The following is a 26764-nucleotide window of genomic DNA, read 5'->3' as shown; positions in this document are numbered from 1 at the left end:
AATATGGCAATCATTCACCTGACCATTCGGCTAGGCAATTGAAATGGGCATACTGAACTTATCCAACAATTAAGGCCTTTGTTTAAAGCGAACGCTTCGGATGAGTTGCGGTTACATATCGGGTTTTTAAATGAATACAGGGCAAAGTCTCCTGATGAAAAAGTCACCATGATGTTATATTCGGATGAACTACTGTTGATTACAACTGCCGTTCATCAGCTTAAATCTTCGGGTGCCAGTCTTTGTATTACAACTGATTTATCTGATCTGAATCGTGTCATGGATAAAGCGTCAGCCATTTGGGTTAAGATGTCAGGTATGCTTCGTTATGCCAGCAGGATTGATTTTTTTAAATTATTAGACTTACAGCATCTGTTGCCGGAAAAATTTACCCGTAGACCAGGCAGGGACCGGTTTATTGAAATAACACACTATAACCGAAGTAATTATATTGAGGTAGGCAGAAGGGTTGTACGGGTGGTGGGTGCTCATACGCTGGTGGATAGCGCAGTTCAGCAAATGTTGGATTTTTGTTTGTTTGAAATTTTAGATAATGTACTGATTCACTCCGCTTATCCAGCCGCTTTAGGCGGCAGCGGCTGGTGCTCCGCACAGCATTTTCCGGCCGCTCAGGAAATCAGATTAATAATTGCAGATACAGGCATTGGTATTCATAGGGCACTTACAGGACCTGAAGGGTCTAAATTTAGAGCACTCTCAGAAAAACAGGCATTATATCAATGTGTAAAAAAAGGGGTGACCAATGGGGAGGGAATGGGTTTTGGCCTGTATGCGACCAGGGAATTTGTCCGGTTAAATCAAGGAGAGCTGTTGATTTATTCTGGAAGCCACTTCGCCACTCTTCAAAATGGGCGCTTTAAAGTAAAGCAAGGGGCCTATTGGCCAGGTACGGTTGTTTATTTACGAATCAAAACGAATATCTCAGTTGATTACAACAGCTTTATGCCAAAGGATCATCCTCTGGCTGCCGATTTTGATTATTTCTATGCCAATGAATCATAAGTAAGCCTTACCCGTAGTTTTATAAGTTGTTTATAATCAATTCTATATTAGGCTGTCGCATTTAATATGTTAATTTGAATGTTAAGAGCCGTGGCATTAATTTGGATGCAAAAACAATTGAATGCTATTTAGCTAAAATGCAGGTGGTCAGTGGCATTGAGCATTAAATAGGGCTGGCGCAGGGGGATTTACCCGAAATTTTAGCCAAATTATAAAATTAGTTTTGTTATACATTTGTTTCAATCATATATTCCGTTATTTTTGCCATCTTTAAAACCAGAAATAGAAAGGGAACAACTATGTCCATAATTCAGAAAATCCAGGAGAAAGGTGCCTGGATCGTTTTTATCCTAATTGCACTGGCGCTGATCGCCTTCATAATGATGGATTCCTCTGTCAGAGGGGGATTCAATAAAACTACTATTGGTAAGATTAATGGAACAACCATCAAGATAGATGAGTTTCAGCAGAAAGTTGCAAATGTAGAAAAGAATGCCAATGCACAGAATATGCCGCATTCTCAGGTGGTTACCGGCGTATGGAACTATTTTGTACAATCAACCTTACTCAAACAGGCCTATGAAAAATTAGGGCTGGTTTGCACCACCAAGGATTTGGATATGGCTTTATTCGGGTCCAATCCGCCACCTTTCTTGAGAAATTTTGTGAATCCTGAAACGGGTCAGTACGATGTTAATGCAGCTAAAAATGCATTGGCTCAGTTGAAAAGATCAACGAATTCCCAGCAAAAGCAAATGGTTAATGAGTATCTGGATCAGGAACAAGAACAAATTATGATGGCTAAATATCAGGCAATGGTATTTGGCGGTGCTTATATTCCCAAATGGTTATTGAATAAAACGATGGCGGATGATAATGCCATCGCTCAGGTTCAATATGTGGCTGTGCCCTATACGACCATCAGTGATAGTGCAGTGAGTGTCAGTGATGCTGATATCAATGCCTATGTTACAGATCACAAAAAGCAATTCGAGCAAAAGGAACAAACCCGCAATATCAGCTACATTACTTTCAGTGCCGCTGCTAGTTCTGGGGATTCTTCTGCTATAAGGTCTACTTTGAAGGATTTAGAAAGCGATTTTGCTTCAGCGAAAGATAATGCCGCTTTTGTCGCCTCTAAAGATGGCAACACCCAATATTATGATGGATTTATGAGCGCGCAGGCCATGCAGTTCCCTAATAAAGATTTGGTCATTGCAACACCGGTGGATTCTGTTTCCGCTCCTTATATCTCCAATGGCAATTATGTGATCACTAAGATGGTGGCCAAAACAACAATTCCGGATTCTGTCAAAGTAAGACATATTCTGGTTGCAACACATCAGCAAGATCCTTCTACACATCAATTATATCCGGTAAGAGATGACTCAACTGCCTTAAAGAGACTAGACAGTGCTATCGCAGAAATCAAAGCAGGGGCTAATTTCGATTCTGTTGCTTTAAAATACTCAGATGATCCGGGATCCGCTCAAAATGGCGGTGTAATTGATTATTTTACTTCTGGTAGGATGTTCCCTGAGTTTAATAATTTTGCCTTTACCGGTCACACCGGTGAAACGAAAACGGTTCATACGGGCGTTGGTTATCATTATGTAGAGATACTGGGTCAGAAAGGTTCAACCGAGGGTTACAAGGTTGCCAGCATTGGCCGCCAGATCGTTCCCAGCCAGCAGACTATTGACTCTGTAAGTAATGTGGCTGCCGCTTTTGTTGCCTCCAGTCAGACTTATAACGGACTGCAGGAAAATGCTAAAAAGCAAAATATGGCCGTACTGCCTGCACAAGGGATTAAGGAAAATGATTACCAGGTAGGTAATCTGGGAGAAAGCAGAGATTTGGTAAAATGGATTTACGAACACAAAGTAGGAGAAGTCTCTCAACCGGTAGAAATCGGCGACAATTTTGTGGTAGCAGCCATCACCAATATCGCTAAACCAGGATTGCCGACAGCCGCTACGGTTCGCCCATATCTGGAACAGCTTTTGAAAAACAAGAAAAAGGCAAAACTTATTATCGACAGCAAATTCAAAGGAAGTACACTGGAAGATTATGCAAAATCTGCCGGTGTAGAAGTTGCAACTTTGGATAGCCTTGGATTTGATGCGTCATTTGTGCCTAACATGGGTAATGAGCCTGCATTGGTTGGTGCCGCCTTTAATAAGGATCTTTTAAACAAAGTGAGCAAACCATTTGCTGGCACGATGGGTGTATTTGCCATCAAGCCATTAAGTGTTTCCGCTAAATCTTCACTGGAAGGTCCCGAAGCAGTGGAAGGTCGGATGAAACAGACTTGGTTCCAACAGATCCAAAATCGTATCCTGGGTGCTTTACAGCAGTCCGCCAAAATCGAAGATGACCGTTCTACTTTCTTTTAGCGGCGTGCCTAATAAGCAATAGGAAGTAAATACAAGCTATAGAAATTATACGAATCCCCCGATAATTGCATTTATGCTATTGCCGGGGGATTTTAAGGTATTGCTTCTGACTTTTGTTGCATCAGAGATCAAACAACTATTGAATATAAAATCATAATGCTGGCTACTTTGCAAGTTAACTTATATTGCTCTTTATTTAGTTGTTTAATAAAGTCCGCTTTTCCTGCTGGACACTTTCACCAGGGGTAGATATGACTAAAAACCGCAACGGCTCACTTGATTTGTTGGCAATAAAATGAGGGGTATTAACTGGGATATGTAGGCCCTGCCCGGCGTTTATCTGGACGGGCCTGTTTTCTAGTGCCATAACGGCGCTGCCTTCCAAAATATAAAAAAACTGTTCCATTGTCTTATGTAAATGGAGCTGTTCCCGGGTACTTGGTGCCATCAATTCTTCCTTAATGGTAACGTTTTTCGAATTGTTCAATACCCAGGCCTGACAACCCTGGCCCCACATATAAGTCTCTGTTTCTACTTGATGAATATCAACTACATTTGGCATAGGCTATTGATTTTTAGAAGACACTTACCTTGAAATAGTTTTTATTTTGTGAATAAAGTGCTACGGTTGCTATTCAAACTGATAAGTGACGTTGCCACCTTTTTCATCTTTTAGCAGGATACCTAAGGCGGCCAGCTCGTTACGGATACGGTCACTGGTTACAAAATCTTTTTTCGCTTTGGCATCCCTGCGCATATCTATTAAAACCTGGATAACGCCATTGAGTTGCTCTCCGGCGTGTTCAGATACTTTTTTCAGGCCAAAGATTTCTTCTACATATATCTGCATCTGTTTTTTGAGCAGTTCCATTGTGGAACTACTAAGTGCATCACTTTTGATATGACCGTCTTTGATTCCGTTGATAACAGGGACCAGTTCAAACAGATTGGCCAGTACTTTGGCTGTACCAAAGTCATCGTTCATAAAATCATCCATCTCATGGATAAGTTTATTGACCTTTTTGTCTAATGCTTGGTCTGCTGCGATGTCAGGGTGTTGCCTGTCCAGCCGCCCAAGGGTCTCAAAGGCTTCCATTAAACGGCGCAGGCCTTTTTCTGCAGCCTTCAACGCATCATTGCTGAAGTCCAGGGTTGACCGGTAATGGGTTTGCAGGATAAAAAACCGGATTACCATCGGATGGTAAGCCTGTTCCAGCATTGGATGATTCCCGCTGAAAAGCTCCGTAAACTTGATAATATTATTATAACTCTTACCCATTTTACGGCCGTTAATGGTGATCATATTATTATGCATCCAGTAACGGGCAGGGATCTTGTCATTGCAAACAGCGCTTTGTGCGATCTCGCATTCATGATGGGGAAACTGCAAATCCATTCCACCACCATGGATGTCAAACTCTTTACCTAAGTATTTAGTGCTCATAGCAGAGCATTCAATGTGCCATCCCGGGAATCCTTCACCCCAGGGACTCATCCAACGCATGATATGTTTAGGCGGTGCTTTTTTCCAGAGTGCGAAGTCTACTTTATTTCTTTTTTCCTCCTGATTTTCCAGATCACGTGTGCTTTCCTGCATGTCTTCCAGTACGCGGCCGCTAAGGATACCATAAGGCAGATGCTTTTTGGAAAAATCCCGGTTGTATTTTTCAACATCAAAGTAAACTGAACCGTCCACCTCGTAGGCATAGCCATCTGCCATGATCTTTTTAATCATTTCTATTTGCTCAACAATGTGGCCAGTGGCTGTGGGTTCGATACTGGGAGATAAGGTATTGAACTCCTTCATTCCCCAATGGAATAAATCCGTATATTTTTTGACGAGTTCCATGGGCTCGAGTTTTTCCAAAAAAGCCTTGTTGGCAATTTTGTCTTCCGCCTGACGACCTTCCTCTTCAAAATGTCCTGCATCGGTAATATTGCGGACATAACGGACTTTATAGCCCAAGTGTCTGAGATAGCGGTTGACGACATCAAAGGTGATGTACGGCCTGGCATGACCCAGATGAGATTCTCCGCTTACTGTAGGTCCGCAGACATACAAACCCACATAGCCTGGAGTTATTGATTTAAATACTTCTTTTTGACGCGTCAGCGAATTATATATCTGTAATGCTTCCATGAAGGATCTCTTTTAAAAAACGTGCGTGCAATTGCCTGGATGGGGAGCCCTTAAATGGACTAGTCGTCCCGTCAGCAACTTGCGCTTAACATAACTTAGTTGCGAAGGTACTTTTAATTATAGAAAATCAGCACGCCACCGGTGGTTTTGCCAGAACTTTTAAGTCTGGTTGACATAGCTTTATTTGATGGCCCAATGGGATATTGCTAGTCGGATTAGCGATTTGCACCTGGTTTTAAGTGTAGATCGGCCACCAGTAGCAGGTGATCACTCAGATTTTCGTCGATCAGATCGAACTGACCCACCTCAAAACGATCTTCTGGCAGGATATAATCGATCCTTAAAGTGGGGGCAATGGCATAATAAGTGCGGCCGACTCCCCAGCTCTTTTTCAAAAATGCGTCATAGCGATGTGGGCCTCTGATTTTAAAATAGGCATAGGAGGCTGGCACATCATTAAAGTCGCCACAGATTATACTTGGGATTTTCGTGCTGTCTGCTGTACGGCGGATCATACCGGCCTGAACGGCTCTTCTGGAATAGGCCAGTTGCATTTTTCTTAATATGCTGTAGGATGCCTGAAGGGTAGAATCTGTCTGGCGCTTGATGGATTGAATATCCTGATAATCCTGGGAAGAAAATTTATAGGACTGCAAATGGACATTTATGATTCGGATTGTATCCATGCCATGTAAGATATCGGCATAAATAAAACTCTCAGAAATCCCTTTGGGGTATTTAATCTTCTGGGTATGGATAATCGGATATTTTGAAAAGATGATGCTGCCAGACTGATAAAAGCCGTTTTTCCGGTTCACATCTTTGGAAAAGTAATGATAAGGGTAGGCCTCAGAAAAGAGGCCGATATTATCGGCATAGGGCCCCTGGGTCTCACTATGGTTGAACTCCTGCAGGCAGATAATATCTGGATTCAGGCCCTGAATCGTGGCGGCAATTTCCTTTCGGTCGTACTTTTTATTGGATTTTTGCTCACTTATACCATACATGGAAGCCACATTCCAGCTGACCAGTCTGATTGTCTCTGGCGCTTTGTTTTCTATCACAAAGCTGCTGAAAATATGATAAGAAAATACAACTTTGATCTGACGCCAGCCGATAAGCAGCGCCAATAAAGGGATAAGTGAGGCTTTAGGCTTGGTAATCAACCAAAATATAAAAGCAAATACCAGCACAATAATCAAATAAGGCAGTAGCAAACTGAGGGCACCCATAAACCACCAGCCGGTTGGATTAAGCTCAGATGCCAGGCAAGCCAACACAAAAAGCAACGCTACCAGAACCGTGGGGATCAGTAGGATGCTTTTGGTAAACCGTCTTATGAATTTAAGGGGCATAAGCCAAATTTAGTCAATTTTTCCACAGTGGCTTGCCCGGGGGACAGGAGTTATGTTAAAGATTCTGTACTCTGGCAGCATTTGAAACTAAGTAAGCCCGACCATTTAATGTAATGGTCTGGCTTACTTATAATTATATATACTACTTTAAAATTAAGCGTCTTGGTTTGCCGGTAAGTTTAAAGACTCGAGTATTGGCGTTTTGATACTGTGAAGTTCGGTATGCTTTTTTTCATTTTGCTGCTCAAAAACCTCGATGGTATTATTGCCTTTTTTGAGCCAACAGCCCGGTAAGTAGAGTGTCTGTTGTGGACCTACTTTCCAATATCTGCCCAGATTGTGCCCGTTGATATAGACGATGCCTTTGCCCCAGTCCTGCATATCCAGGAAGGTATCTCCGACCTCTTTCAGATTAAAGCTGCCTTTGTAAAGCGCCGGATTGGCCGTTACAGCGGTCATGCCAGAACCAATAGCCGGGAAACTGGACATCGGTAGCTTATACATCTGCCAATTGCCAGTAATCTCCATATCATTTATGGTTATGGGTTTGATGATGCCTTTGAGGTTGTGAATAATCTCTGCGCCATAGTTGATGCGCCCCATATTTTCTACAACGATGGTCAGTGTGGCATTAAATGGAATGTCAATATCCATACTGTAGTTTTTAAAATAACGGTTTAATTCCCCTACTTGTTTACCATTGACATAGACCATGGCGTAATCCCGAAGTCCATCTATTTTTAGCGTTCCCTGGATCGGCTGTACAAATTTTTTCTGATAAACCACGTATCCGTAACCCTGATTCAGGTCTTCAAAGGTCATTGGTGTATCATTTTCTACGGGCTGCATCTGTTTGAGTTTATCAAAAAGGTTGGCAGACTGCGTCAATTTAATGGAGGGTATCTCAATAACCGGGATTTGTGCGGGTACAGCAGGAATCTGGTAATGAGCATATTTTTGCATCAGGGTTCTGATGGCCTGATATTTTGGTGTTGCCCAGCCTGCCTCACTGATGGGCGCATCGTAATCATAAGAGGTCAGATCAGGCTGAATATCATGTTTGCCATCGTAATTGGCTCCGGCGGTAAAACCAAAGTTGGTGCCACCATGTACCATATAAAAATTAAACGAAACGGTATCCTGCAGGTATTTTTCTGCTTGTTTGGTCACGGATTCCGTAGACACTTTGGGGAAAGGTTCTGCCCAATGGTCTAACCAACCGGGGTAGAACTCGGCCACCATGTAGGGGCCTTTGCCGCCGTGGTATTCATCCACTACTTTTTTCAGGTTTTTGACATTGCCTTCTCCGTTGGCTGTAGGCAGTGCGCCTTCTATGGTGCCACCCTTAAAAAGCCAACTGCCATCTGAGGTAAATAGGGGAACATCAAAGCCGACTTCACCCAGGATCTTTTTTACGGCCGCTGAATAGGCTTTGTGTTGTTCCAAGGGGATATCCTTTCTTTGGGCAACATAAGAGCCAAATTCATTTTCTGCCTGAACCATAATGATCGGGCCACCATGGGTAATCTGAAGGTTCCTGACCTGATCGGCGATTTTGGTAAAATATAGTTTACAGGAATCTAAAAAAGGTTGATTGTTGGTTCTGACCACCATACCAGGGGTTTTTTGCAACCACCATGGGAATCCGCCAAACTCCCATTCAGCACAGGCATATGGACCGGGACGAAGAATTACCATCAGGCCTTCTTCCCCTGCTGCTTTTACAAAGCCTGCCAGGTCATGATCGCCTTTAAAATTCCAGACGCCGGGTGCTGTTTCCTGGAAATTCCAGAAAACATAAGTTGCCACAGTATTCATGCCCATGGCTTTCAGCATTTTTAACCGCTGGTGCCAATACTGGTGGGGAATTCTGGCAAAGTGCATTTCTCCGGAATGTATCTGGATGGGTTTGCCATCGTATACAAAGGAGCCGTTTTTAATCTCAAAACTGTGTTTGGCATTGCTTTTCTGCCCAAAGCCATAGGCACAAAACAAAAATAAGCCTAAGAAGAGCGCCAGGAAGTTTTTCTTTTGATTCATCATTATCCTAAATAGTTTTAAAAAATAGAGTTTAGTGCCTGATCAGCTAGTGGAGACCAACCGGGCACTATAAATTACCAAGTGATTATGTCTGACCCATGAAATTAACGAATGTTTACACGCAAAAGCCATTTTCAGGGAGACAAACGTTTGCATAAAATGGCAATAGCCTTGTTTGAGCTAAAATCAGGCGCCCTCAACATGTATTGCTGTTTAACAGCAATACATGTTGAGGGCGGTGAATAGGATAAAGCAATAGTGTATTAGCAGACTTTTTTCCAGCTGAGTCTGATGGAGTTAAATCCAAGTACAACATCGCTGAGCCCCATGGCCAGTGCGGCAAAGGAAGGACTGAGCAATCCTAGGCCGGCGATAGGCAGTGCCACTACATTATAGGCGAAGGCCCAAATTAAATTCTGCCGGATGGTGGAATAGGTGTGTTTACCCAGACCCAGTGCGAGTGGCAGGCTACCGATGCCATTTCTAATGAGCAGTACGTCCGCAGTCATAATGGCAATTTGTGTGGCATTACCTAGCGATACCCCTACGGTGGCTTCCGCTAGCGCCGGGCTGTCATTGATGCCATCACCAATCATGGCGACGGGTGCCTCCTCTTTGATTTTGCGCACAGCCATTTGCTTTTGTTCAGGAGACTGTTCGCTATAAACATGATCGATACCCAGCTGCTCCGCTACTGTCTGACAGTTAATTTCACTGTCTCCGCTAATCATATAGGTTGTAAAGCCAGCGTTTTTAAGGGTTTGGATGGTTGGCAGCGCTTCCGGCCGGATTGTATCTTTAAAACTTACCCAACCAAGAATTTCTGTTTCCCGAAGCAGATATATGTGATGATGCGGTTCAATTAGTTGAATTGGATCATTTTGGCTGTCAGCGGCTTTATCTATATTGGCCGCAGCTAAGATGGCTTTTGCCTTACGGGCGGAGACGGCCATATATTGCACACCGTCTTTGGTGGTACCTCGCATCCCCTCTCCCTTGATTTCTTCTACTTTGGCAAAGGAAATCTGCGTAGGCGCATTGGCGCCGTTTGCAGGATGGGGCTTTGATGTGGGCTTAAAGGCTTGCATGATGGCTGTTGCGAGCGGATGACTGGCGTATTTTTCCAGGTTAAACAAAATCTGCTTGAATGCTGACTCGCTTATGGTACTGGTATGGTTAAAATCATCCACCTGCAATTTACCGGTCGTGAGTGTTCCGGTTTTGTCAAAGACGATGTTTTTAATTTTTTGGAAATTTTCCAGGGCATGGGCGTTTTTAAAAAGGATACCTTTTTTGGTGGCGCGGCCAAGACCTACGGCGATGCCTGCAGGAGTGGCCAGCCCCATCGCGCAGGGGCAGGCGATAACCAGCATGGCAATGGCCCGCATAAGAGAACTGGTAAAACCGGCATCTGCAATAAAATAGTTCAGTAAAAACCCTAATGCGGCAAGCCCCAATACGACGGGCACAAAGACCGCACTGATTTTATCGGCTAGCAATTGCATAGGCGCTTTTTGATGCTGTGCTTTTTCTACCAGACGAAGCATATGTTGCAGTACGGTATCTTTACCCGTTGCGCTAATATAAGCCTTTAGGTTACCAGAGACTAACTGACTATTGCCAATGAGTAGTTCGCCCTTGCCTTTGTGGACAGGCAGGGATTCTCCGGTAAGAATGGATTCATCGACGTCCCCTTCGCCTGAGAGAATCTTGGCATCCATGGGAACTAGTTCGCCCGATTTTATCAGTATCAGGTCCCCGACTTTCAGGTCTTCGCTTAAAACTTGAAAAACAATTTCTGAGCCATCAGCAGCGTAGGTTAGCATATTGGCCTGAACGGTCTGCTGTAGCATCAGACTTTTAATAGAGGCCTGGGTTTTGGCAACCGTTCGGGATTCCAGCCAGTTACCCATAAAAACCAGCGTAATGATGGTGGCACTGGTTTCATAGAATAAAAAGGCTTCCGGCTCCCCAGTAAGCGTGCCATAAAGGCTATATCCAAAGGCTGCCAGCGCGCCCAAAATGACCAGGACATTCATATTGGCAACTTTGCTCTTCAGGCTATGCCAGGCGCTACGGCCTAAATATACCAATCCAATGACCAAAACGATAGTGGCTAATATCAGTTGAAACAAAGGCTGATGCAAAATTGGCAGCTGAACCACCATATGCAACCAGAGTGGTATGGTAAAGATCAGACAGGCGATAAAGCGTTTAAAAGGCGTGCCCAGTAACTTTTCTGTGAGGCTTTCCTTTGCTGCAGCGGTATTACTCCCAGCATTTTCTACCTTAAAACCCAGTCCTTGAATCCCATCCTGAATTTTTTGTAATGGGATATGATCGTTTGTAGTATGCTGAAAGCGCACAACAGACTGCATAAAATCTACTTCTACGCCCTGTAGGCCTAATGATTTGAGTTGTTTATCCACGGACATGGCGCAGTTGGTACAGGTCATGCCGCGGACTTTCCATTCAATTTGATTGTCCATTTTAATTTATTATAGCTCCAGTTACAAAAGTACGTTACAATAGGGAGTATATGCTTCTTGTATTGATTTGAGACAAAAGTGTAAAAAAGGCTAAATGTTTAATGCGTATACAGTGATATGCGTTATTATATTTAGTAAAATATATTATTGTTGGCTTAAAGGGGGGTAAAAAATGCTGTTTGAGCCAATAATAGGCCATTATTGGCTCAAATGAGGTAAAAATGATGGCTTTAAGCCAGCAATGCCTTATCTTTGGCTTAAATTATTGAAAATGAAAATTATTGGTCGACACATAGAAATTAAGGAATTACAACGAATTTGCCATTCTGATCGGCCGGAATTTCTGGCTGTATACGGTAGAAGGCGAGTGGGAAAAACCTACCTTATCAAGGAGTTTTTTGGGCAACAGTTCGATTTTTATATGACTGGTACTGCTAATTCAACCATGAAAATTCAATTGAAAAACTTTTACAATCGATTATTGCATTATGGGGCGGAAGGCGCAAATGTACAAATGCCTAAAGACTGGTTTGACGCCTTTGAGTTGCTACAGCAATTATTGGACTCTTTAGACAAAAAGGAGAAGCTGGTTGTTTTTTTAGATGAGTTGCCTTGGTTTGATACGCATAAATCGAATTTTATTCAGGCATTGGAATACTTCTGGAATTCTTATGCAAGTACTAAGAATATTGCCCTTATTGTATGTGGATCTGCTGCGTCATGGATGATCCATCGACTTATCAGAAATAGAGGCGGTTTGCACCATAGGCTAACATCAAAATTGAAATTAGAACCCTTTAATCTATATGAGTGTGAAGCGTTCTTTAAGGCCAAGGAAGGCGCTTATGTTAAATATGAAATTGTACAGTTGTATATGGCGCTAGGAGGAATTCCATTTTATTTAGATATGGTGGATACCAGACAAAGTGCAGCACAAAATATTCAATCTTTATGTTTCAATTCAAATGGTAGGTTAAGTACTGAATTTGAAGATTTATATTATTCATTATTCAAAAATGCAGATAGCCATTTGGCGATCATTAGAGCTTTAAGTACGGCGCGAAAGGGGCTAACTCGAGGTGAATTAATAAAACTTTCCAAATTGCCTAATGCGGGTAGCACAACACGACTATTAAATGAGCTTGCGGAAAGTGATTTTGTCAAAGATTATCTGCCTTTTGGCGGCAAAAATCAAAATAGATTGTTTCAGCTAGTGGATTTCTTTTCATTATTTTACCTGAATTTTATGGATGGCAAAAAGCGCCTGATTAAAAGTGATTGGATACTAGCTGTAGACGATCCTAGTAAACGTGCCTGGAGTGGATATGCATTTGAGATGCTTTGCTTGCAGCATGCCAACCAAATAAAAAAAGCATTAGGCATAGCAGGGGTTCAAACTTTGTTATCCTCCTGGACAGGTTCTTATGAAAAGAAGGGCTGTCAAATTGATTTAATCATTGATCGAAGAGACGATGTGATAAATCTATGTGAGATTAAGTTTTCAAATAAAATGTTCACTATCACAAAAAAGTATGCCGATGAGCTTATGAACAAAGTAGAATTATTCAGAAGTGTTAGCGGAACAAAAAAATCTATTTTTATGACGTTTATTACTCCGTTTGGACTCATCCATAATCCATATGCCAGGACGCTTGTGCAAAATAGTCTGACATTGGAAGATTTGTTTATGGATTAATGGCCCTGAATGTATGGATTAGCGTAACTTGAATCCGCCTAATACAGAAAAGGCATGCATTCATTTGTAAATGTATGCATGCCTTCAATAGAAAGGTAATTAAATAAAATCCTGGATTATTTGGGCAATTTGGGAATCAGGGTCTCTCTGATATATTTATTGCTTGTCTTGATAGAGCCTATAATATCGGGCTTGTAATTGTTTTCTTGTTCTAAAAAGAAATGCTTCATACCGGACTCTTTTGAGTGCTCGAAAATATCTACAAAGTTAATACTGCCGTTACCGATTTCGGTGTTTTCGTCCGGTTTGGCCTTGTCCATATCTTTCACGTGCCACATTGGGAAACGCCCTGGGAACTCTTTAAACAAATCATCTGGCTTTTTACCGGCTCTTACCAACCAATACAGATCCATTTCAAAGAATACTAGTGCCGGATCAGAGTCTTTTAGAAAGATCTCATATCCATAAGTGTCCCCAAAAGGAGTAAATTCTGTGTTGTGATTGTGGTATGCGAGTTTCAGGCCTTCTTTTTTGAGTAGTTCTGCGACCTTAGTCATGGTCTCTGCAGTTTGTTTACAGGTATCCGGATCTTTTTTGGCCTCGTCCGGCAGACTGGGAATGGTTAGAAATTCACTGTTCAGATCGTGACAGGCTCTGATACAGGCATCCAGATCCTGTCTGCTACCATTTGCAAAATAACTGTTGATGTCATAATGGCCACTGGGTGCTTTCAGGCCGTTGTCATCGAGCACCTTTTTAAGGTCCTTGGTGGACATCCCAAAATAGCCATTGTCCTTGGAAAATCCAAAGGGTTCAACACTGGTATAACCCGCTTTTGCTACTTGAGCCAGTACGCCTTTTTGATCCTTTGGCAGGATGTCCCTGACGGTGTATAACTGAATGCCCACATCATTTTTGGGCATGCCCGATTTACAGGCAAGTGAAGGCATGAGCCAGGCACCGGCGGTAACAATGCCGGTTTGTTTTAGAAAACTTCTTCTAGTTGTCATTTTTTTAATTTTATGGATGAAGTTATAGGAGCGTGTTTGATGTGTTTGCTCTTTGTGATATTCACTCCATATTATACATCGCAGATCTGAATGGCCTTTTGCAAGGAGGCCAGTTTGTCTGGATTTTTTGGAACAAATTCCTGAGCTACATAGCCTTTATAACCGGTGGCGACGATAGCCCGCATAATGGCCGGATAATAAAGTTCCTGGGTATCATCAATCTCATTACGGCCAGGTACCCCACCTGTATGGTAATGGGCGATAAACTGATGGTGGGTATTGATGGTATGAATGACATCCCCTTCATCTATCTGCATATGATAGATATCATATAATAATTTGAAGTTTTCGCTACCGAGCCGTTTGCAGAGTTCTGCGCCCCAACTGGTACGATCACATTGATAATCCTTATGATTGACCTTGGAGTTGAGTAGTTCCATTACTAGTACAACACCGTGCTTTTCTGCAAGTGGAAGTATTTTGGACAAACCGTCTACACAGTTTTGCCAACCTGTTTCATCATCCATGCCTCTTTTGCTACCGCTAAAACAGATCAGGTTTTTATAACCTGCAGCGGCGACCTTAGGGATCATTTCTGTGTAATTTTTAATTAGCTGATCATGGAACTTGGTATCATTAAATCCATCTGTCAGGTTGATCTCTGCACCGTTACACATGGGTGAATCCAGGCCGTATTTTTTAAGCGTAGGCCACTCTTTTGGTCCCATCAGGTCGATACCGGTTATGCCGATCTTCTTTGAGAACTGACAGAGTTCATCCAGTGATATGCCTGAATAACACCATGCACATACAGAGTGATGGATATTGCCTTTTAAGGCTGTGTTTTCATTGGTTTTCATTTTATTGCCTGCCTTTGCTGTGGCGCTGCCAGCCAGACCGGGGAGTATGGTGGCTGCACCGATGGCTGCTGTGCCGGTTACGATGTTTTTTAATGCGGTTCTTCTATCCTGCTTTTGCATAATGATGAGTTTAATTAGTTCGTATCCTCAGAAAATTATTTAAAATATTTAGACGAATCTGGAGGGGGGACCTGACGGTCCCCTTCCTTAAATTAGCTGATCTTTTCAACGGGTAATTTTTTCTCCGTTTTAAAGAAGATGGCGAATAAAGCCATAACGATAAAGGCAATGATGGCCGGGAAGGTCCAGATATGCTGCCAAATCTGCGCTGTATCACCGCCCTGGCTTTTGTACATCTCAGAGATCACACCTGCGATGTAAAAGCCCACCAGCATCCCTACGCCATAAGTGGCCAGTGTGATCAATCCCTGCGCGGCACTTTTATGCTTTTCTCCTGCTTTGTTATCGGTATAAATTTGCCCGGTGACAAAGAAGAAGTCATAGCAGGCGCCATGCAGGGCAATGCCTATAATCAGCATAAAGGAGAGCTCTCCTGCATTGCCATAGGCAAAACAAAGATAACGGATGACCCAGGCGGCCATCGCAAGAATCAGGGTTTTTTTAAGGCCAAATTTTGTAAAGAAGACAGGTAGCAATAACATGAAGAGCACTTCAGACATCTGCCCAAAGGTCATTTTGCCGGTCGGATTGGCCAGTCCGATTTCTGACAGGAAGGTATTGGCGTACTGGTAATAAAATGCCAGTGGCACACAGATCAGGACTGAAGAAACAAAAAAGATCAAATAATTACGGTCTTTTAATAATTTTAAGGCGTCCAGTCCCAAAACTTCCCGGATACTGACCTTTTCTCCTTTCTTCGCTTTTGGAGGGGTCTTGGGCAATGCAAAACTGAACAGCCCAAGTGCCAGAGAGGCAATGGCAGTCATCAAAAATGTATTTTTCATGAGTCCTTCTTTCAGGGAGGTCTCATTGTCCCAATGAAAGGCATAGCTGATGAGCAGACCAGCTACGATCCAGCCCAGCGTACCCCATACACGGATATTCCCAAAGTCTTTTTCAGGATTGGTCATCTGATTGAAGGAAACAGAATTCACCAGTGCCAGTGTTGGCATATACAAGATCATATAAACAAAAACATAGGGGTAGAAACCAGCGAAGTCGGTGGCTGTATACATTTTGAACATTAACAGGGCGCCTGCAATGTGTAGTATTCCCAGGATGCGCTCTGCATTAAAATAACGGTCTGCAATCAGACCGATAATAAAGGGGGCGATAATGGCACCAAAGCACTGAGTGGAAAAGGCAGAAGAAATCTGGGCATCATTGGCCTGTAGATTGGAGATCAGATAAGTGGCCAGGGTGACAAACCAACCACCCCAAACGAAGAACTCCAGAAACATCATAAAGGAAAGCTTAAACCTGATTGATGATTTCATGTAATATTTTTTGCAAGTGTAAAAAAATGAGGGGGCTCATGGCCCCCTGCTAAATTATTGATATTTATTGAAAATATTAAATATTAAACTTCTTTTATTTGATTTTATTTGTCGAACTGACTCATAAAAACCTATGCAGAAATTACATACCTAATCTCCAGCCTTCTCTGTAATCGCGTTTTACGAAGGCATTGACTTCATCGAAGTTGGTAATGCGCATATTGTCATTATCCCAGAGTAGTTTCACATAACGGCCAGGGAATGAAGTTTTGTCCCCTTCGATACGCTTCACATCAAAGCCCCGTATGGCGAGATTCGCCATCAGTAAGGCCTCTGTCAAAGGTCCAGCGGTTTCAAATGGAGAACTCACTTCTTTTTTGCCATAACCGGCTTTTGCGGCCTCTACCCATTGTTTGTAGTGGCCGTTTGCGCCACCAGGAACACGGGCATATTTTTGCGGGATATGCATCTTTTTCACCTCTTCATTACGGCTTAACGGCAATAAGCGGGCATTTTCACTGTAGGTGTCGGCCAGCATCTTGCCTTTGGTACCAATAAAGAGTGTTCCGTTTCCTCCATCGCCGAAAGGTTCATTGGCGCCCAGTTCTTCCGGACGGGTGGGCTGAATACCGCCATCCATCCAGTGCACTTCGATGTCACCTTTTGTTTTATCCGTTTTAGGGAACTTAAGGGTAACGTGGCTGGAAGGTGGGCAACTTTTTGGGAAATAGCCTCTTTTGAATTCATCTACATAGACAGAGCCTACACTGGCCTGAACTTCAGTCGCATATTTAAGGTTCAACGTACGGAAGGCGGCTTCCATCAGGTGACATCCCATGTCTCCCAGGGCGCCGGTACCGTAATCCCACCAGCCTCTCCAATTAAACGGAACCAGCTTATCTACATAATTAGCCTGAGGAGCTGTTCCGAGCCAAAGATCCCAGTCTAATTCTTTTGGCACATCAGCATTGGCGGATGGCCAGGGGATGCCCTGAGGCCATACCGGGCGATCTGTCCATACATATACCGTATGCACATCACCAATCAGACCAGCATCATACCACTCGCTAAGTAAACGTGTGCCGTCGTTTGAACCGCCCTGGTTGCCCATTTGCGTGACGACTTTATATTTTTTAGCGGCTGCAGTCAGTACACGCGCTTCATGGATATCGTGGGTAAGTGGTTTTTGTACATAAACATGTTTGCCACGTTGCATTGCTCCCAGCGCAATAATGGCATGGTTATGATCTGGCGTGGATACGGAGACCGCATCAAAGTTATTGAGCTCTTTATCAAAGAGTACACGCCAATCTTTATAGAATTTCGCCTTAGGGAAGTTCTTAACACTAGTGGCTGCTCTGCGGGTATCTACATCACAAAGAAAGGCGATATCTGCCTCGCCACTCTTGGCGAACATGGCGATATCGGATTGTCCTTTGCCACCAGCACCCACGCTGGCAACTCTTAATTTATCACTTGGGGCAATATAGCCCTTTCCGCCCAGTACATGGCGGGGAACGATCCAGACACCGGCGCCGATGGCGGCGGCGTTTTTAATAAATTTTCGACGGGAGTCCGCATTTTTTTGCGTTACACTTTTGTCGTCTTTGTTGTTCATAATGTATATCAGATTTAAGATGAAAGGAATATATTTAAGAAAGACCTAAAAAAGACTGATTAAAGCTGGCATCGGTGCCAGAGGAAGCAAAATCATCGAAAACTTTATTGGTTACAGGGATAATGTGGTCCTTGATAAAGACGGCGCCTTCGGCAGCGCCGACCTCTGCATCCTTAAGGGCACATTCCCACTCCAGTACGGCCCAACCCTTAAAATCATACCTGGATAATTTGCTGAAAATGCTTTTAAAATCTACCTGACCATCCCCTAGAGAGCGGAACCGGCCTGCGCGATCAATCCAGTTCTGGTAACCGCCATACACACCTTGTTTGCCAGTCGGATTGAACTCTGCATCTTTTACATGGAACATTTTGATGCGTTCATGGTAGATATCGATGAAGTCAAGATATTTTAACCCCTGCAGGATAAAGTGAGAGGGATCATAGAGCAAGTTGGCTCTGGGATGGTTGCCGACCCTTTCAAGGAACATTTCGAAGGTGATGCCATCGTGTAAATCCTCGCTGGGGTGGGTCTCGTAACAAAGATCTACGCCAGCTTTATCAAAACTGTCAAGGATGGGCAGCCAGCGGGCAGCCAACTCCTTGAAACCTTCTTCAACAATGCCCGCTGGCCTTTGTGGCCAAGGATAGATCAGTGGCCAAAGTAAAGAGCCGCTAAAGGTTGCATGTGCATTCAGCCCCAGGTGCTGAGAGGCCTTTGCGGCGTCGTGCAATTGACTTATGGCCCACTTTGTACGTTCTTTGGGATTTTTACGGTAAGCTTCCGGTGCAAATCCGTCAAACAAGTCGTCATATACAGGATGTACGGCCACCAGTTGCCCCTGGATATGCGTAGAGAGCTCAGAGATCTCCAGGCCATGGCTCTGCACGACACCTTGAATCTCATCCGCATAGCTCTTACTCTCTGCTGCCTTATGCAGGTCGATAAAACGGGCATCTGTCGTAGGCAGCTGAATGGCTTTATATCCAAGTCCTGCTGCCCAGCCGCAAATACTGTCCAGGCTGTTAAAAGGGGCCTGATCACCAATAAACTGTGCTAAAAAGATACCGGGCCCTTTGATTGTCTGCATGCTATAAAATATTTTTAAATCTTAAAATCTGTCCATTTGCTATCCGATTTACCGGAAGCAATAATGTTGTCTATAAATGCCATACCTCTGACGCCGTCTTCTACATCCGGGAAGTCCACCAAAGTCGTGTCTGGTTCCTCTCCGGATAGTCGGGCTTGTAAGGTAAGGGCAAAGTTGCGGTAGAGATTGGCGAAGGCCTCTATATAACCTTCCGGGTGCCCTGCCGGCGTGCGGCAGTTATGTAAAGCGACTGGACTTAGATAACCCTGTCCGGCCCGATATACTTCTTTGGGTTTATCCTGCCAGAGGACTTCAAGGGAATTTGGTTCCATCTGGCGCCAGCTAAGACCACCTTTTTCACCGTAAACCCGGATGCTAAGGTTGTTTTCCTCGCCTGCAGCTACCTGTGTGGCAATCAGAACGCCGCTGGCTCCGCTGTCAAAACGAAGCAGTGCCGCACCGTCATCATCGAGCGCTCTTCCCGGGACAATCGTCTGAATGTCTGCTGAAAGCTTTTGAATTTTCTGGCCGGTTATATATTCTGCCAGATGGGCAGCGTGCGTGCCGATGTCACCCATGGCGCCGGCCTTGCCACTTTTAGTCGGGTCAGTACGCCAGGCGGCCTGAGCATTGCCTTCTTTTTCAGAGAGCTCGCTGAGCCATCCTTGCGGATACTCGACGTACACCTTACGGATCTTGCCAAATAGCCCTTGCTCCACCATATATCTTGCCTGTTTTACCATAGGGTAGCCGGCATAGGTATGGGTGAGACAAAGTAATAACCCGGTTTCTTTTACTTTTGCGGCCAGTTGCCTGGCCTCTTCTAATGTAAAAGTCATGGGTTTTTCTATTACCACATGAAAACCATTTTCGAGGGCTAACATGGCGGGTTCAAAGTGGGCAAAATTAGGCGTGACGATGGAGACAAAATGCATCCTTTGGTCTGCAGGTAGTTTTTTCTCCTGTTCGATCATTGTCCTAAAATCTGGGTAGACCCTGCTTTCTGGCAGACCAAGTTCCTTACCGGAGGCCTTTGATTTTTCCGGAGAATTACTGAACGCGCCGCAGCTAAGTTCAATGAGTCCATCCATGGCGGCGGCCTTTCTGTGAACGGCACCTATAAAAGCACCCATCCCGCCTCCGATCATGCCCATTCTTAATTTTTCACTCAAAATATACGGTAATTTTAAAGCGGGTATGTTACCATACCCGCCCCCCTTTCTCTAAGGGTGTTTTCATCTAATTTATGGTACAGTACATTATATGTTCTGTTTTTTCAATTCCTTGACGGCATAGTCACAAGCTCTGGCTGTCAGTGCCATATAAGTAAGCGACGGATTTTGACAGGCTGTGGAAGGCATACAGGAACCATCTGTGACAAAGACATTTTTCACTTCATGCATCTGGTTGAAGCCATTGAGAACTGAAGTTTTTGGATCTCTGCCCATTCTGGCTGTACCCATTTCATGGATGGCCATTCCGGGATCGCAACCGCTGTCATAGGTATGGATATCTTTGATGCCGGCTGCTTCCAGCATTTCTGCAGCGTCATTGATCATATCTACGCGCATTTTCTTTTCATTCTCTTTGTACTCGCAATCAATGGCCAATACGGCTTGACCCCATTTGTCTTTTTTGGATTTATCAATATAAACCTTGTTTTCATAATATGGGAGCATTTCTCCAAAACCGCCAAGTCCCATACTCCAGGTGCCGGGTGTACTGATAAGATCTTTATATTCACCCCCGATGGCCATTTCTGGAATATTCTCATGCCAGGTGCCGCGGCTGGCGCCGCCCTGGTAACCAAATCCACGGACATAGTCTCTTTTGTCGCCACCCATATTACGATACCTGGGGACGTAAATACCGTTGGCACGACGTCCATAATAATATTTATCATCAAATCCTTCGGCTCTTCCAGAAGCACCACACCTGAAATGGTGATCCATCAGGTTATGGCCCAGCTGGCCACTACCGTTGCCCAGCCCTTCGGGGTGCGCTTCAGAAGTAGAATTCAGTAAAATAAAGGCGGTTCCTAATGTAGAGGCATTGACAAAGATGATCTTTGCGTAGAATTCCATGGTTTCATTGGTCTCGGCATCGATCACCAATACGCCTTTGGCCTTTTTAGTGTCTTTGTCGTAGAGTATTTGATTGACAATGGAGAATGGGCGAAGGGTCAGATTGCCTGTGGCCACTGCTGCTGGCAGGGTGGCAGATTGTGTACTGAAATAAGCCCCGAATGGACAGCCTCTGCTACAGAGGTTTCTGTACTGACAGGCGGTACGGCCATTATGATTCTGGGTGATATTGGCGGTACGGCCAATGGTCACGATTCGCGACCTTTTATAGACCTCATCAAAGCGCTTTTTGACGGATTTTTCAACGCAGTTCATTTCCATGGGCGGCATATAATGACCGTCCGGGAATCCGGGAAAGCCTTCTGCCTGTCCACTGATGCCTGCAAATTTTTCGGCATAGTCATACCAGGGTGCAATATCTTTATAACGGATAGGCCAGTCACATCCATGACCATCCTTTAAGTTGTCTTCAAAGTTCATATCGCTGAGTCGGTAACTCTGGCGCCCCCACATCAGGGAACGGCCGCCGACATGATAGCCTCTGAACCAATCAAAGCGCTTTACTTCGGTATAAGGACACTCTTCGTCGTTCACCCAAAAGCTTTCGTTGTATTCTGAGTAGGGGTAATCCCTTGACTGTACATAATGAGAAGCTTTTTCTTCTTCTGTGAGCCATCCTCTGTGTGGAAATTCCCAGGGGGGCAGCGTTGCTGTAGTGTAGTCCTTAATATGTTCAATATTACGGCCGCGTTCCAGCTGTAATACTTTTAAACCTTTTTCTGTGAGCTCTTTTGCAGCCCAGCCACCGCTGATACCCGAACCGATAACGATTGCGTCGTAGGTGCTGCCTTTTTTTGCTTCTGTATTTAGATTCATGAATAATGGTTTTTTCTAACGTAGATATAGAAATGATGAAAGATGCGTGGTGTGCCGTTTATGCTTGTTTAGGCAATGATTATCAAGTGATAACTATTGCTGTACGGCTATATATCCTAAGGTTATGCCCAGGCTTTTTGGCCAGGTTTCAGATCAACACAACCGTCATAACGTCCTGGAACGGCCACATAGGCTCTGGCCTTTGTGGCACCGATTTCAGAGGAAAAATAGCCTAAGAGTGTGAGGTCTCTGGCCAGTTCAAAGAAATAATGATTCTTTCTGTCGCTGGTCTTGGCGGCTGTTTTTACAAATGAACCTGCTGTGGGTACATCAATTTTGATGGTGTTATTAGGATCTTTGTCGTCCTTTTTCTTCTGGGCAATGGTTTTCTCCCTTAAAGTGGCCACTGCTTTTTCTTGTTCTTGACGGCTGGCTTTTAAGAAGTCTTTACCCAGTTCGGATTTTGCCTCTTTAATGAAGGCTTCCAGACCGTTTACAAAATCTTTTTGTACGTTCTCTGGGTAACAATCCTTTATCATTAAAGTGATAAAAGGACCCACTCCGGCCGCTTTCGCACCGGGACAAGAGGTGGTAGGAATAATAATATCTGCGACTTCTGTGATGACCTTTTGCTGATCCTCCGATACCAGTGCGCCGGCTTTCTTTTTGGGGCTGGAGCAACTGTCGAATAAAACGCTCATCGTTGTCCCGGACAAAACGATGCCGCCGCCGACTAGCAGTGCTACATTTCTGAGTGCCTCTCGTCTTTGCATATTTTTTGGAATTTGTGAGATGAAATAATTTTGCTGTGCTAAAAATATAGAAAAAATATGTTATCAATTTAGAAAAACATATATATTTCTATTGAAAATCTGTTAACAATTATCGAATCTGTGTCTTTTTGTTTGATATTTGCCTTATGGAAATAACCTACCACATATCACAAATAGACAAAGTCGCCGAGCATCTTTGGCGGGAACATAAGGATAAGAAAATCTGGGCTTTTTATGCACCCATGGGGGCTGGAAAGACGACGCTAATCAAGGAGTTATGTAACAAAGTGCTGGGCTGTAAGGACGTTGTTTCCAGCCCTACTTTTGCCATCGTTAATGAGTACGTAAGTCCAATAGAAGGCAATATTTTCCATATGGATTGGTACCGATTGGCGGATGAACAGGAAATTGTGGCTGCAGGTGTGGAAGAAACCTTGACCAGTGGCGCCAGATGTTTTGTAGAATGGCCGGAAAGAGCCCCCTTGCTTTTACCTAAAGATGCACTGCTGCTGCAAATTGACATCTTGCCGGCGGACGAACGTCGGGTCTTTGATAAAAGCCCGGAATAGAGAAACAGGCTAGATTATGCTGAATAAGGAAGGAGAGAGGCTTTAACAGTTTATTGCAGACTTGACAGGTAGATTTGCTTGTTTAGGAGGTTAATATTGCTTTAAAGCGGCCTTCTGACCGGAATTCTTCTGCCACTCTGCTGTTTTCAGGGAACAAAACAGTAATTTTGCGCCCTGCCAGGCGGCTGATGGCCGCCCTGGTTATAATTTATATATCATATGCTAGATCAATTAGAAGCGATAAATGCCAGATTTGAGCAGCTAGGAGTGGCACTGACTAATCCAGAGATTATCAGCAATCAAAAGGAGTTCAGTAAGCTCAGCAAAGAATACCGGGATCTGGAAAAGATTGTCGTGGAATATAAAAAGTACCTGAATGTACTGGATAACCTGAGTTTTGCCAAAGAGGCTATCAATGGATCTGACGAGGATCTAAGAGAACTCGCTAAAATGGAATTACCGGAACTGGAGGATCAAAAAGAACAGTTGGAAGAAAAACTGACCAGACTCTTGATCCCTAAAGATCCGCAGGATAATAAAAATGCGATTATTGAAATCAGGGCCGGAACTGGAGGTGATGAGGCCTCCTTATTTGCAGGAGACCTGTTGGATATGTATATCCGTTATTGTAACAAAAGAGGTTGGAAGACTTCTATTGCCAGTGCCAGCGAAGGGACTGTAGGCGGTTATAAAGAGGCTATGATTGAGGTGATCGGTGAGGATGTCTATGGCACCCTGAAATTTGAAAGTGGTGTTCATCGTGTACAGCGCGTACCGAGTACAGAAACCCAGGGACGTGTGCATACCTCCGCAGCAACCGTAGCGGTGATGCCTGAAGCGGAAGAAATTGATTTTGAGCTGAAGGATAGTGACGTTAAGATGGAGACTTCCAGAAGTGGTGGTGCGGGTGGTCAGAATGTCAATAAGGTAGAAACAAAAGTGATGCTGACGCATATTGCGACCGGAACAGTTATTATCTGCCAGACGGAAAGAACGCAGTTGGGCAACCGATTGAAGGCTATGGAAATGATGCGTACCAAGCTTTATGAGGAGCAGGTACGTAAACAGGAAGAAGAGATTTCCAGGCAAAGAAAGACCCTTGTCAGTACAGGGGACAGAAGCGCTAAGATCAGAACTTATAACTGGCCACAGGGCCGCGTTACGGATCATAGAATTGGTCTTACCTCTTATAATCTGGACGCTGTTATTGGTGGAGAATTGGATGAGTTTATTGATGCGCTCCAGGTAGCAGAGAATGCGGAAAAGATGGCAGGAAACGAGCCTAAATAAGATTAGAGAACGTTTAAGGTATAAATAAGTTATTGAAACGGAAAAGGAATAGCATTAGCTTAATGCAATTCCTTTTCCGTTTTTTGTGGGGAAGTCTGCCACTTAGGGGGGTAATAAGATTTTTACAAACAGGATTAAGCAAGCCTGAATTAAGTGATTGCTGTAGGTGTAATATGTCGAGTGCTCATTATGTGCAAGGGGGTTGTCTGTTTTATTTGACGGTCAAAATTGCCTTATACCGGGTAATTTGCTTTTGCTGAAGGCTTTTTGGGGCTTTATTTGAGTGGTGTATTTTGCCATATACTTATAAACTTCCAAGGAGATTTTTGTACATTGCAATCATAGTTGCCGCGATAGGAATTTTGAATACTGTCATATGGAAGATTTGCCTTCAAAAAAAATAGGTTCAGAATTAATAAAGGGAAAACAGGTTAGCAGCGCTATACATAGACGTAAAAAAACGCCTTAATTAATGTAAGACGTTTAAAAGTGTAACCCGCTGATTAGATCTGCATCAGGGGCGAATGGGAATAAGAGGGCATACAGGTATGGTTCATATATGATTTATCGAAATCAAAATCAGAAGCTCCAAATATGTAAAGTAAATCGCTCCAAATTTGTAAAGTAAAATGCTCAAATTTTGTAAAGTGTTTTTAATATTTTGTTTAAAATCAATGTTTTATGGCTACTAAAGCTAGGGCATTGGCTCGGGAATTAAAAATAAAGACAACGCCAGATAGAAGGCTCTCTGGGACTGGCCGGATTACGATCAGAGGTATGCATACGATGTCGTGGCAGGAAATGGGGTTTGCAACAGGCAAAGTGAGTCTGAGACAATTGTTGGAAGGTGGTAAAAAGGCGAACATTGATATATATGACGATCCGATGGATTTAGAATTTATTATCGAGAAAATAATTATTGGTGGGTTGGCTGAGCATTTAGGCAGCGGGCTTCATCAAGCAATAGAAGTAAATCAAGCTTATGTAAAAGAATTTATTGAGGGAAATATGAACCTTGTTTCTAGCGTAAAGCACGACCCTGTTAAAGTAAGAAGTCTACTCAAAGCTATTGCCAGGAATACAGCTACAATAGTAGATATTTCTGCTTTGAAAAGGGATATACTACTCAGGGATAATATTCAAATCTCACGCCCAACTATTTATGATTATCTGGATACTTTAAACAGACTTATGATTGTGGAAGATCAACCAGCGTGGAATACGCATATACGTTCTTCTGCATCTCTTCGAAAGTCACCTAAACGACATTTTACGGATGTTTGCCTGGCGGTGGCGGTACTTGGACTAGATAAAGAAAGCTTATTCAGTGATTTGAAAATTACCGGATTTTTGTTTGAATCTTTAGTTACACACGAACTTAGGGTTTATGGACAGGTCAATGACGCAAAAGTATATCACTACCGCGATTCAAGTGGGCTGGAAGTGGACAGCATTGTTCAAAAATATAATGGTGATTGGTGTGCTTTTGAAATCAAGTTAGGTACCGGTGAGATTGAAAAAGCTGCAGTAAGTCTCCTTAAATTTGCCAGCAACTTGGACCTTAGCAAAGCGAGGCCTCCAAAATCACTCAATATTATTACAGGGACGGGTATCAGCTATACTAGGCAGGATGGGATAAATGTCATTTCACTGGCGTCCTGGGTGCATGATTTTTAAATTATGATTGGCTATTTTGTCATTATAGTTAAAAACTTATTTGCCTTAATTTAATGTAATCGAAGGGGATTATTTATAGTACACTATATTTAAGATGGCTGTTCACTGTTACGTTTTGAGAATTTCTGGATTAGCTTCAATGATATTTAGAATTCTGGATAGAAAAAACTAGCGTACACCAAAAAGGGGGATACTTGAATTTGGCAAAATTTGGATTTTTACAAATTCTGGCATTAAAAGTTAAAAGCGTATTTTGGGGGGCGGTTTTTTGTCTTGGTTACTTTGTGGGCTACATAATATTTGCTGGGCTATTAGTGTAAA

The 26764-nt window shown here is 43.4% G+C and carries 19 protein-coding genes; 6 read left to right on the top strand and 13 right to left on the bottom strand.

Annotation, left to right across the window (positions count from 1 at the left end; all coding sequences use genetic code 11):
- Nucleotides 1-78 precede the first annotated feature (78 nt).
- Nucleotides 79-1023, top strand: a complete 945-nt coding sequence (locus FSB73_RS08510; RefSeq protein ID WP_146781077.1) for an ATP-binding protein — start codon at nucleotides 79-81, stop codon at nucleotides 1021-1023.
- A 299-nt stretch (nucleotides 1024-1322) separates the two neighbouring features.
- Complete coding sequence (locus tag FSB73_RS08505; protein ID WP_146781076.1) at nucleotides 1323-3419, top strand: SurA N-terminal domain-containing protein; 2097 nt, start codon at nucleotides 1323-1325, stop codon at nucleotides 3417-3419.
- 196 nt (nucleotides 3420-3615) lie between these two features.
- Here FSB73_RS08505 and FSB73_RS08500 read toward each other — a convergent pair whose 3' ends face one another.
- The 5 genes from FSB73_RS08500 to FSB73_RS08480 all read right to left on the bottom strand — a co-directional run bounded on the left by FSB73_RS08500 (nucleotide 3616) and on the right by FSB73_RS08480 (nucleotide 11443).
- Complete coding sequence (locus tag FSB73_RS08500; RefSeq protein WP_146781075.1) at nucleotides 3616-3981, bottom strand: cupin domain-containing protein; 366 nt, start codon at nucleotides 3979-3981, stop codon at nucleotides 3616-3618.
- A 69-nt stretch (nucleotides 3982-4050) separates the two neighbouring features.
- Nucleotides 4051-5559 (bottom strand): cysteine--tRNA ligase, encoded by a 1509-nt coding sequence (gene cysS / locus FSB73_RS08495; protein ID WP_146781074.1) that lies wholly within the window; start codon nucleotides 5557-5559, stop codon nucleotides 4051-4053.
- Between the two features lie 215 nt (nucleotides 5560-5774).
- On the bottom strand, nucleotides 5775-6914 hold the full coding sequence (locus FSB73_RS08490) for an endonuclease/exonuclease/phosphatase family protein (RefSeq protein WP_146781073.1): 1140 nt from the start codon (nucleotides 6912-6914) through the stop codon (nucleotides 5775-5777).
- Between the two features lie 153 nt (nucleotides 6915-7067).
- The gene (locus tag FSB73_RS08485) at nucleotides 7068-8957 is read right to left on the bottom strand and encodes a glycoside hydrolase family 35 protein (RefSeq protein WP_192904100.1); all 1890 of its coding nucleotides are present in this window, start codon (nucleotides 8955-8957) and stop codon (nucleotides 7068-7070) included.
- Nucleotides 8958-9217: 260 nt separating this feature from the next.
- Nucleotides 9218-11443 (bottom strand): heavy metal translocating P-type ATPase, encoded by a 2226-nt coding sequence (locus FSB73_RS08480; RefSeq protein ID WP_146781072.1) that lies wholly within the window; start codon nucleotides 11441-11443, stop codon nucleotides 9218-9220.
- Between the two features lie 271 nt (nucleotides 11444-11714).
- On the opposite strand from FSB73_RS08480, the gene FSB73_RS08475 reads away from it, so the two are divergent.
- Nucleotides 11715-13139, top strand: a complete 1425-nt coding sequence (locus FSB73_RS08475) for an AAA family ATPase (protein WP_158639468.1) — start codon at nucleotides 11715-11717, stop codon at nucleotides 13137-13139.
- A 116-nt stretch (nucleotides 13140-13255) separates the two neighbouring features.
- On the opposite strand, the gene FSB73_RS08470 is transcribed toward FSB73_RS08475, so the two are convergent.
- From FSB73_RS08470 to FSB73_RS08435, 8 genes are all read right to left on the bottom strand, one after another.
- A complete protein-coding gene (locus FSB73_RS08470; protein WP_146781070.1) occupies nucleotides 13256-14149 on the bottom strand; it encodes a sugar phosphate isomerase/epimerase family protein in 894 nt (297 codons plus the stop codon).
- A 71-nt stretch (nucleotides 14150-14220) separates the two neighbouring features.
- Nucleotides 14221-15129: a TIM barrel protein gene (locus tag FSB73_RS08465; RefSeq protein ID WP_146781069.1), complete on the bottom strand. Its 909-nt coding sequence runs from the start codon at nucleotides 15127-15129 to the stop codon at nucleotides 14221-14223.
- A 92-nt stretch (nucleotides 15130-15221) separates the two neighbouring features.
- On the bottom strand, nucleotides 15222-16466 hold the full coding sequence (locus tag FSB73_RS08460; RefSeq protein WP_146781068.1) for a nucleoside permease: 1245 nt from the start codon (nucleotides 16464-16466) through the stop codon (nucleotides 15222-15224).
- 142 nt (nucleotides 16467-16608) lie between these two features.
- On the bottom strand, nucleotides 16609-18084 hold the full coding sequence (locus tag FSB73_RS08455) for a Gfo/Idh/MocA family protein (protein ID WP_146781067.1): 1476 nt from the start codon (nucleotides 18082-18084) through the stop codon (nucleotides 16609-16611).
- A gap of 34 nt (nucleotides 18085-18118) precedes the next feature.
- Nucleotides 18119-19174, bottom strand: coding sequence for a sugar phosphate isomerase/epimerase family protein (locus FSB73_RS08450; protein WP_146781066.1), 1056 nt, complete (start codon nucleotides 19172-19174; stop codon nucleotides 18119-18121).
- Between the two features lie 14 nt (nucleotides 19175-19188).
- Nucleotides 19189-20346 carry a Gfo/Idh/MocA family protein gene (locus FSB73_RS08445; protein WP_225974635.1) on the bottom strand — a complete coding sequence of 386 codons (1158 nt, stop codon included), beginning with the start codon at nucleotides 20344-20346 and terminating at the stop codon, nucleotides 19189-19191.
- Between the two features lie 87 nt (nucleotides 20347-20433).
- Nucleotides 20434-22134, bottom strand: a complete 1701-nt coding sequence (locus FSB73_RS08440; RefSeq protein ID WP_146781065.1) for a GMC oxidoreductase — start codon at nucleotides 22132-22134, stop codon at nucleotides 20434-20436.
- A 122-nt stretch (nucleotides 22135-22256) separates the two neighbouring features.
- On the bottom strand, nucleotides 22257-22907 hold the full coding sequence (locus FSB73_RS08435; RefSeq protein ID WP_146781064.1) for a gluconate 2-dehydrogenase subunit 3 family protein: 651 nt from the start codon (nucleotides 22905-22907) through the stop codon (nucleotides 22257-22259).
- 146 nt (nucleotides 22908-23053) lie between these two features.
- Here FSB73_RS08435 and tsaE point away from each other — a divergent pair, with 146 nt between their 5' ends.
- The 3 genes from tsaE to FSB73_RS08420 all read left to right on the top strand — a co-directional run bounded on the left by tsaE (nucleotide 23054) and on the right by FSB73_RS08420 (nucleotide 26443).
- Complete coding sequence (gene tsaE / locus FSB73_RS08430) at nucleotides 23054-23476, top strand: tRNA (adenosine(37)-N6)-threonylcarbamoyltransferase complex ATPase subunit type 1 TsaE (RefSeq protein ID WP_146781063.1); 423 nt, start codon at nucleotides 23054-23056, stop codon at nucleotides 23474-23476.
- Nucleotides 23477-23695: 219 nt separating this feature from the next.
- A complete protein-coding gene (prfA, locus tag FSB73_RS08425; protein ID WP_146781062.1) occupies nucleotides 23696-24766 on the top strand; it encodes a peptide chain release factor 1 in 1071 nt (356 codons plus the stop codon).
- A 681-nt stretch (nucleotides 24767-25447) separates the two neighbouring features.
- Complete coding sequence (locus FSB73_RS08420; RefSeq protein WP_146781061.1) at nucleotides 25448-26443, top strand: ATP-binding protein; 996 nt, start codon at nucleotides 25448-25450, stop codon at nucleotides 26441-26443.
- The last annotated feature ends 321 nt before the right edge of the window (nucleotides 26444-26764 follow it).

Source organism: Arachidicoccus ginsenosidivorans, from assembly GCF_007971385.1.
GTDB lineage: Bacteria > Bacteroidota > Bacteroidia > Chitinophagales > Chitinophagaceae > Arachidicoccus > Arachidicoccus ginsenosidivorans.
This window is presented reverse-complemented; position numbering and strand designations above follow the sequence as displayed.

What these genes read in the sequence shown, in the direction of transcription:
- cysS (WP_146781074.1), bottom strand. Translation starts at nt 5,559, where the DNA reads ATGGAAGCATTACAGATATATAATTCGCTGACGCGTCAAAAAGAAGTA.
- FSB73_RS08480 (WP_146781072.1), bottom strand. Translation starts at nt 11,443, where the DNA reads ATGGACAATCAAATTGAATGGAAAGTCCGCGGCATGACCTGTACCAAC.
- prfA (WP_146781062.1), top strand. Translation starts at nt 23,696, where the DNA reads ATGCTAGATCAATTAGAAGCGATAAATGCCAGATTTGAGCAGCTAGGA.
- FSB73_RS08500 (WP_146781075.1), bottom strand. Translation starts at nt 3,981, where the DNA reads ATGCCAAATGTAGTTGATATTCATCAAGTAGAAACAGAGACTTATATG.
- FSB73_RS08420 (WP_146781061.1), top strand. Translation starts at nt 25,448, where the DNA reads ATGGCTACTAAAGCTAGGGCATTGGCTCGGGAATTAAAAATAAAGACA.
- FSB73_RS08485 (WP_192904100.1), bottom strand. Translation starts at nt 8,957, where the DNA reads ATGATGAATCAAAAGAAAAACTTCCTGGCGCTCTTCTTAGGCTTATTT.
- FSB73_RS08505 (WP_146781076.1), top strand. Translation starts at nt 1,323, where the DNA reads ATGTCCATAATTCAGAAAATCCAGGAGAAAGGTGCCTGGATCGTTTTT.
- FSB73_RS08435 (WP_146781064.1), bottom strand. Translation starts at nt 22,907, where the DNA reads ATGCAAAGACGAGAGGCACTCAGAAATGTAGCACTGCTAGTCGGCGGC.
- FSB73_RS08465 (WP_146781069.1), bottom strand. Translation starts at nt 15,129, where the DNA reads ATGCAAAAGCAGGATAGAAGAACCGCATTAAAAAACATCGTAACCGGC.
- FSB73_RS08450 (WP_146781066.1), bottom strand. Translation starts at nt 19,174, where the DNA reads ATGCAGACAATCAAAGGGCCCGGTATCTTTTTAGCACAGTTTATTGGT.
- FSB73_RS08440 (WP_146781065.1), bottom strand. Translation starts at nt 22,134, where the DNA reads ATGAATCTAAATACAGAAGCAAAAAAAGGCAGCACCTACGACGCAATC.
- tsaE (WP_146781063.1), top strand. Translation starts at nt 23,054, where the DNA reads ATGGAAATAACCTACCACATATCACAAATAGACAAAGTCGCCGAGCAT.
- FSB73_RS08475 (WP_158639468.1), top strand. Translation starts at nt 11,715, where the DNA reads ATGAAAATTATTGGTCGACACATAGAAATTAAGGAATTACAACGAATT.
- FSB73_RS08455 (WP_146781067.1), bottom strand. Translation starts at nt 18,084, where the DNA reads ATGAACAACAAAGACGACAAAAGTGTAACGCAAAAAAATGCGGACTCC.
- FSB73_RS08460 (WP_146781068.1), bottom strand. Translation starts at nt 16,466, where the DNA reads ATGAAATCATCAATCAGGTTTAAGCTTTCCTTTATGATGTTTCTGGAG.
- FSB73_RS08470 (WP_146781070.1), bottom strand. Translation starts at nt 14,149, where the DNA reads ATGACAACTAGAAGAAGTTTTCTAAAACAAACCGGCATTGTTACCGCC.
- FSB73_RS08490 (WP_146781073.1), bottom strand. Translation starts at nt 6,914, where the DNA reads ATGCCCCTTAAATTCATAAGACGGTTTACCAAAAGCATCCTACTGATC.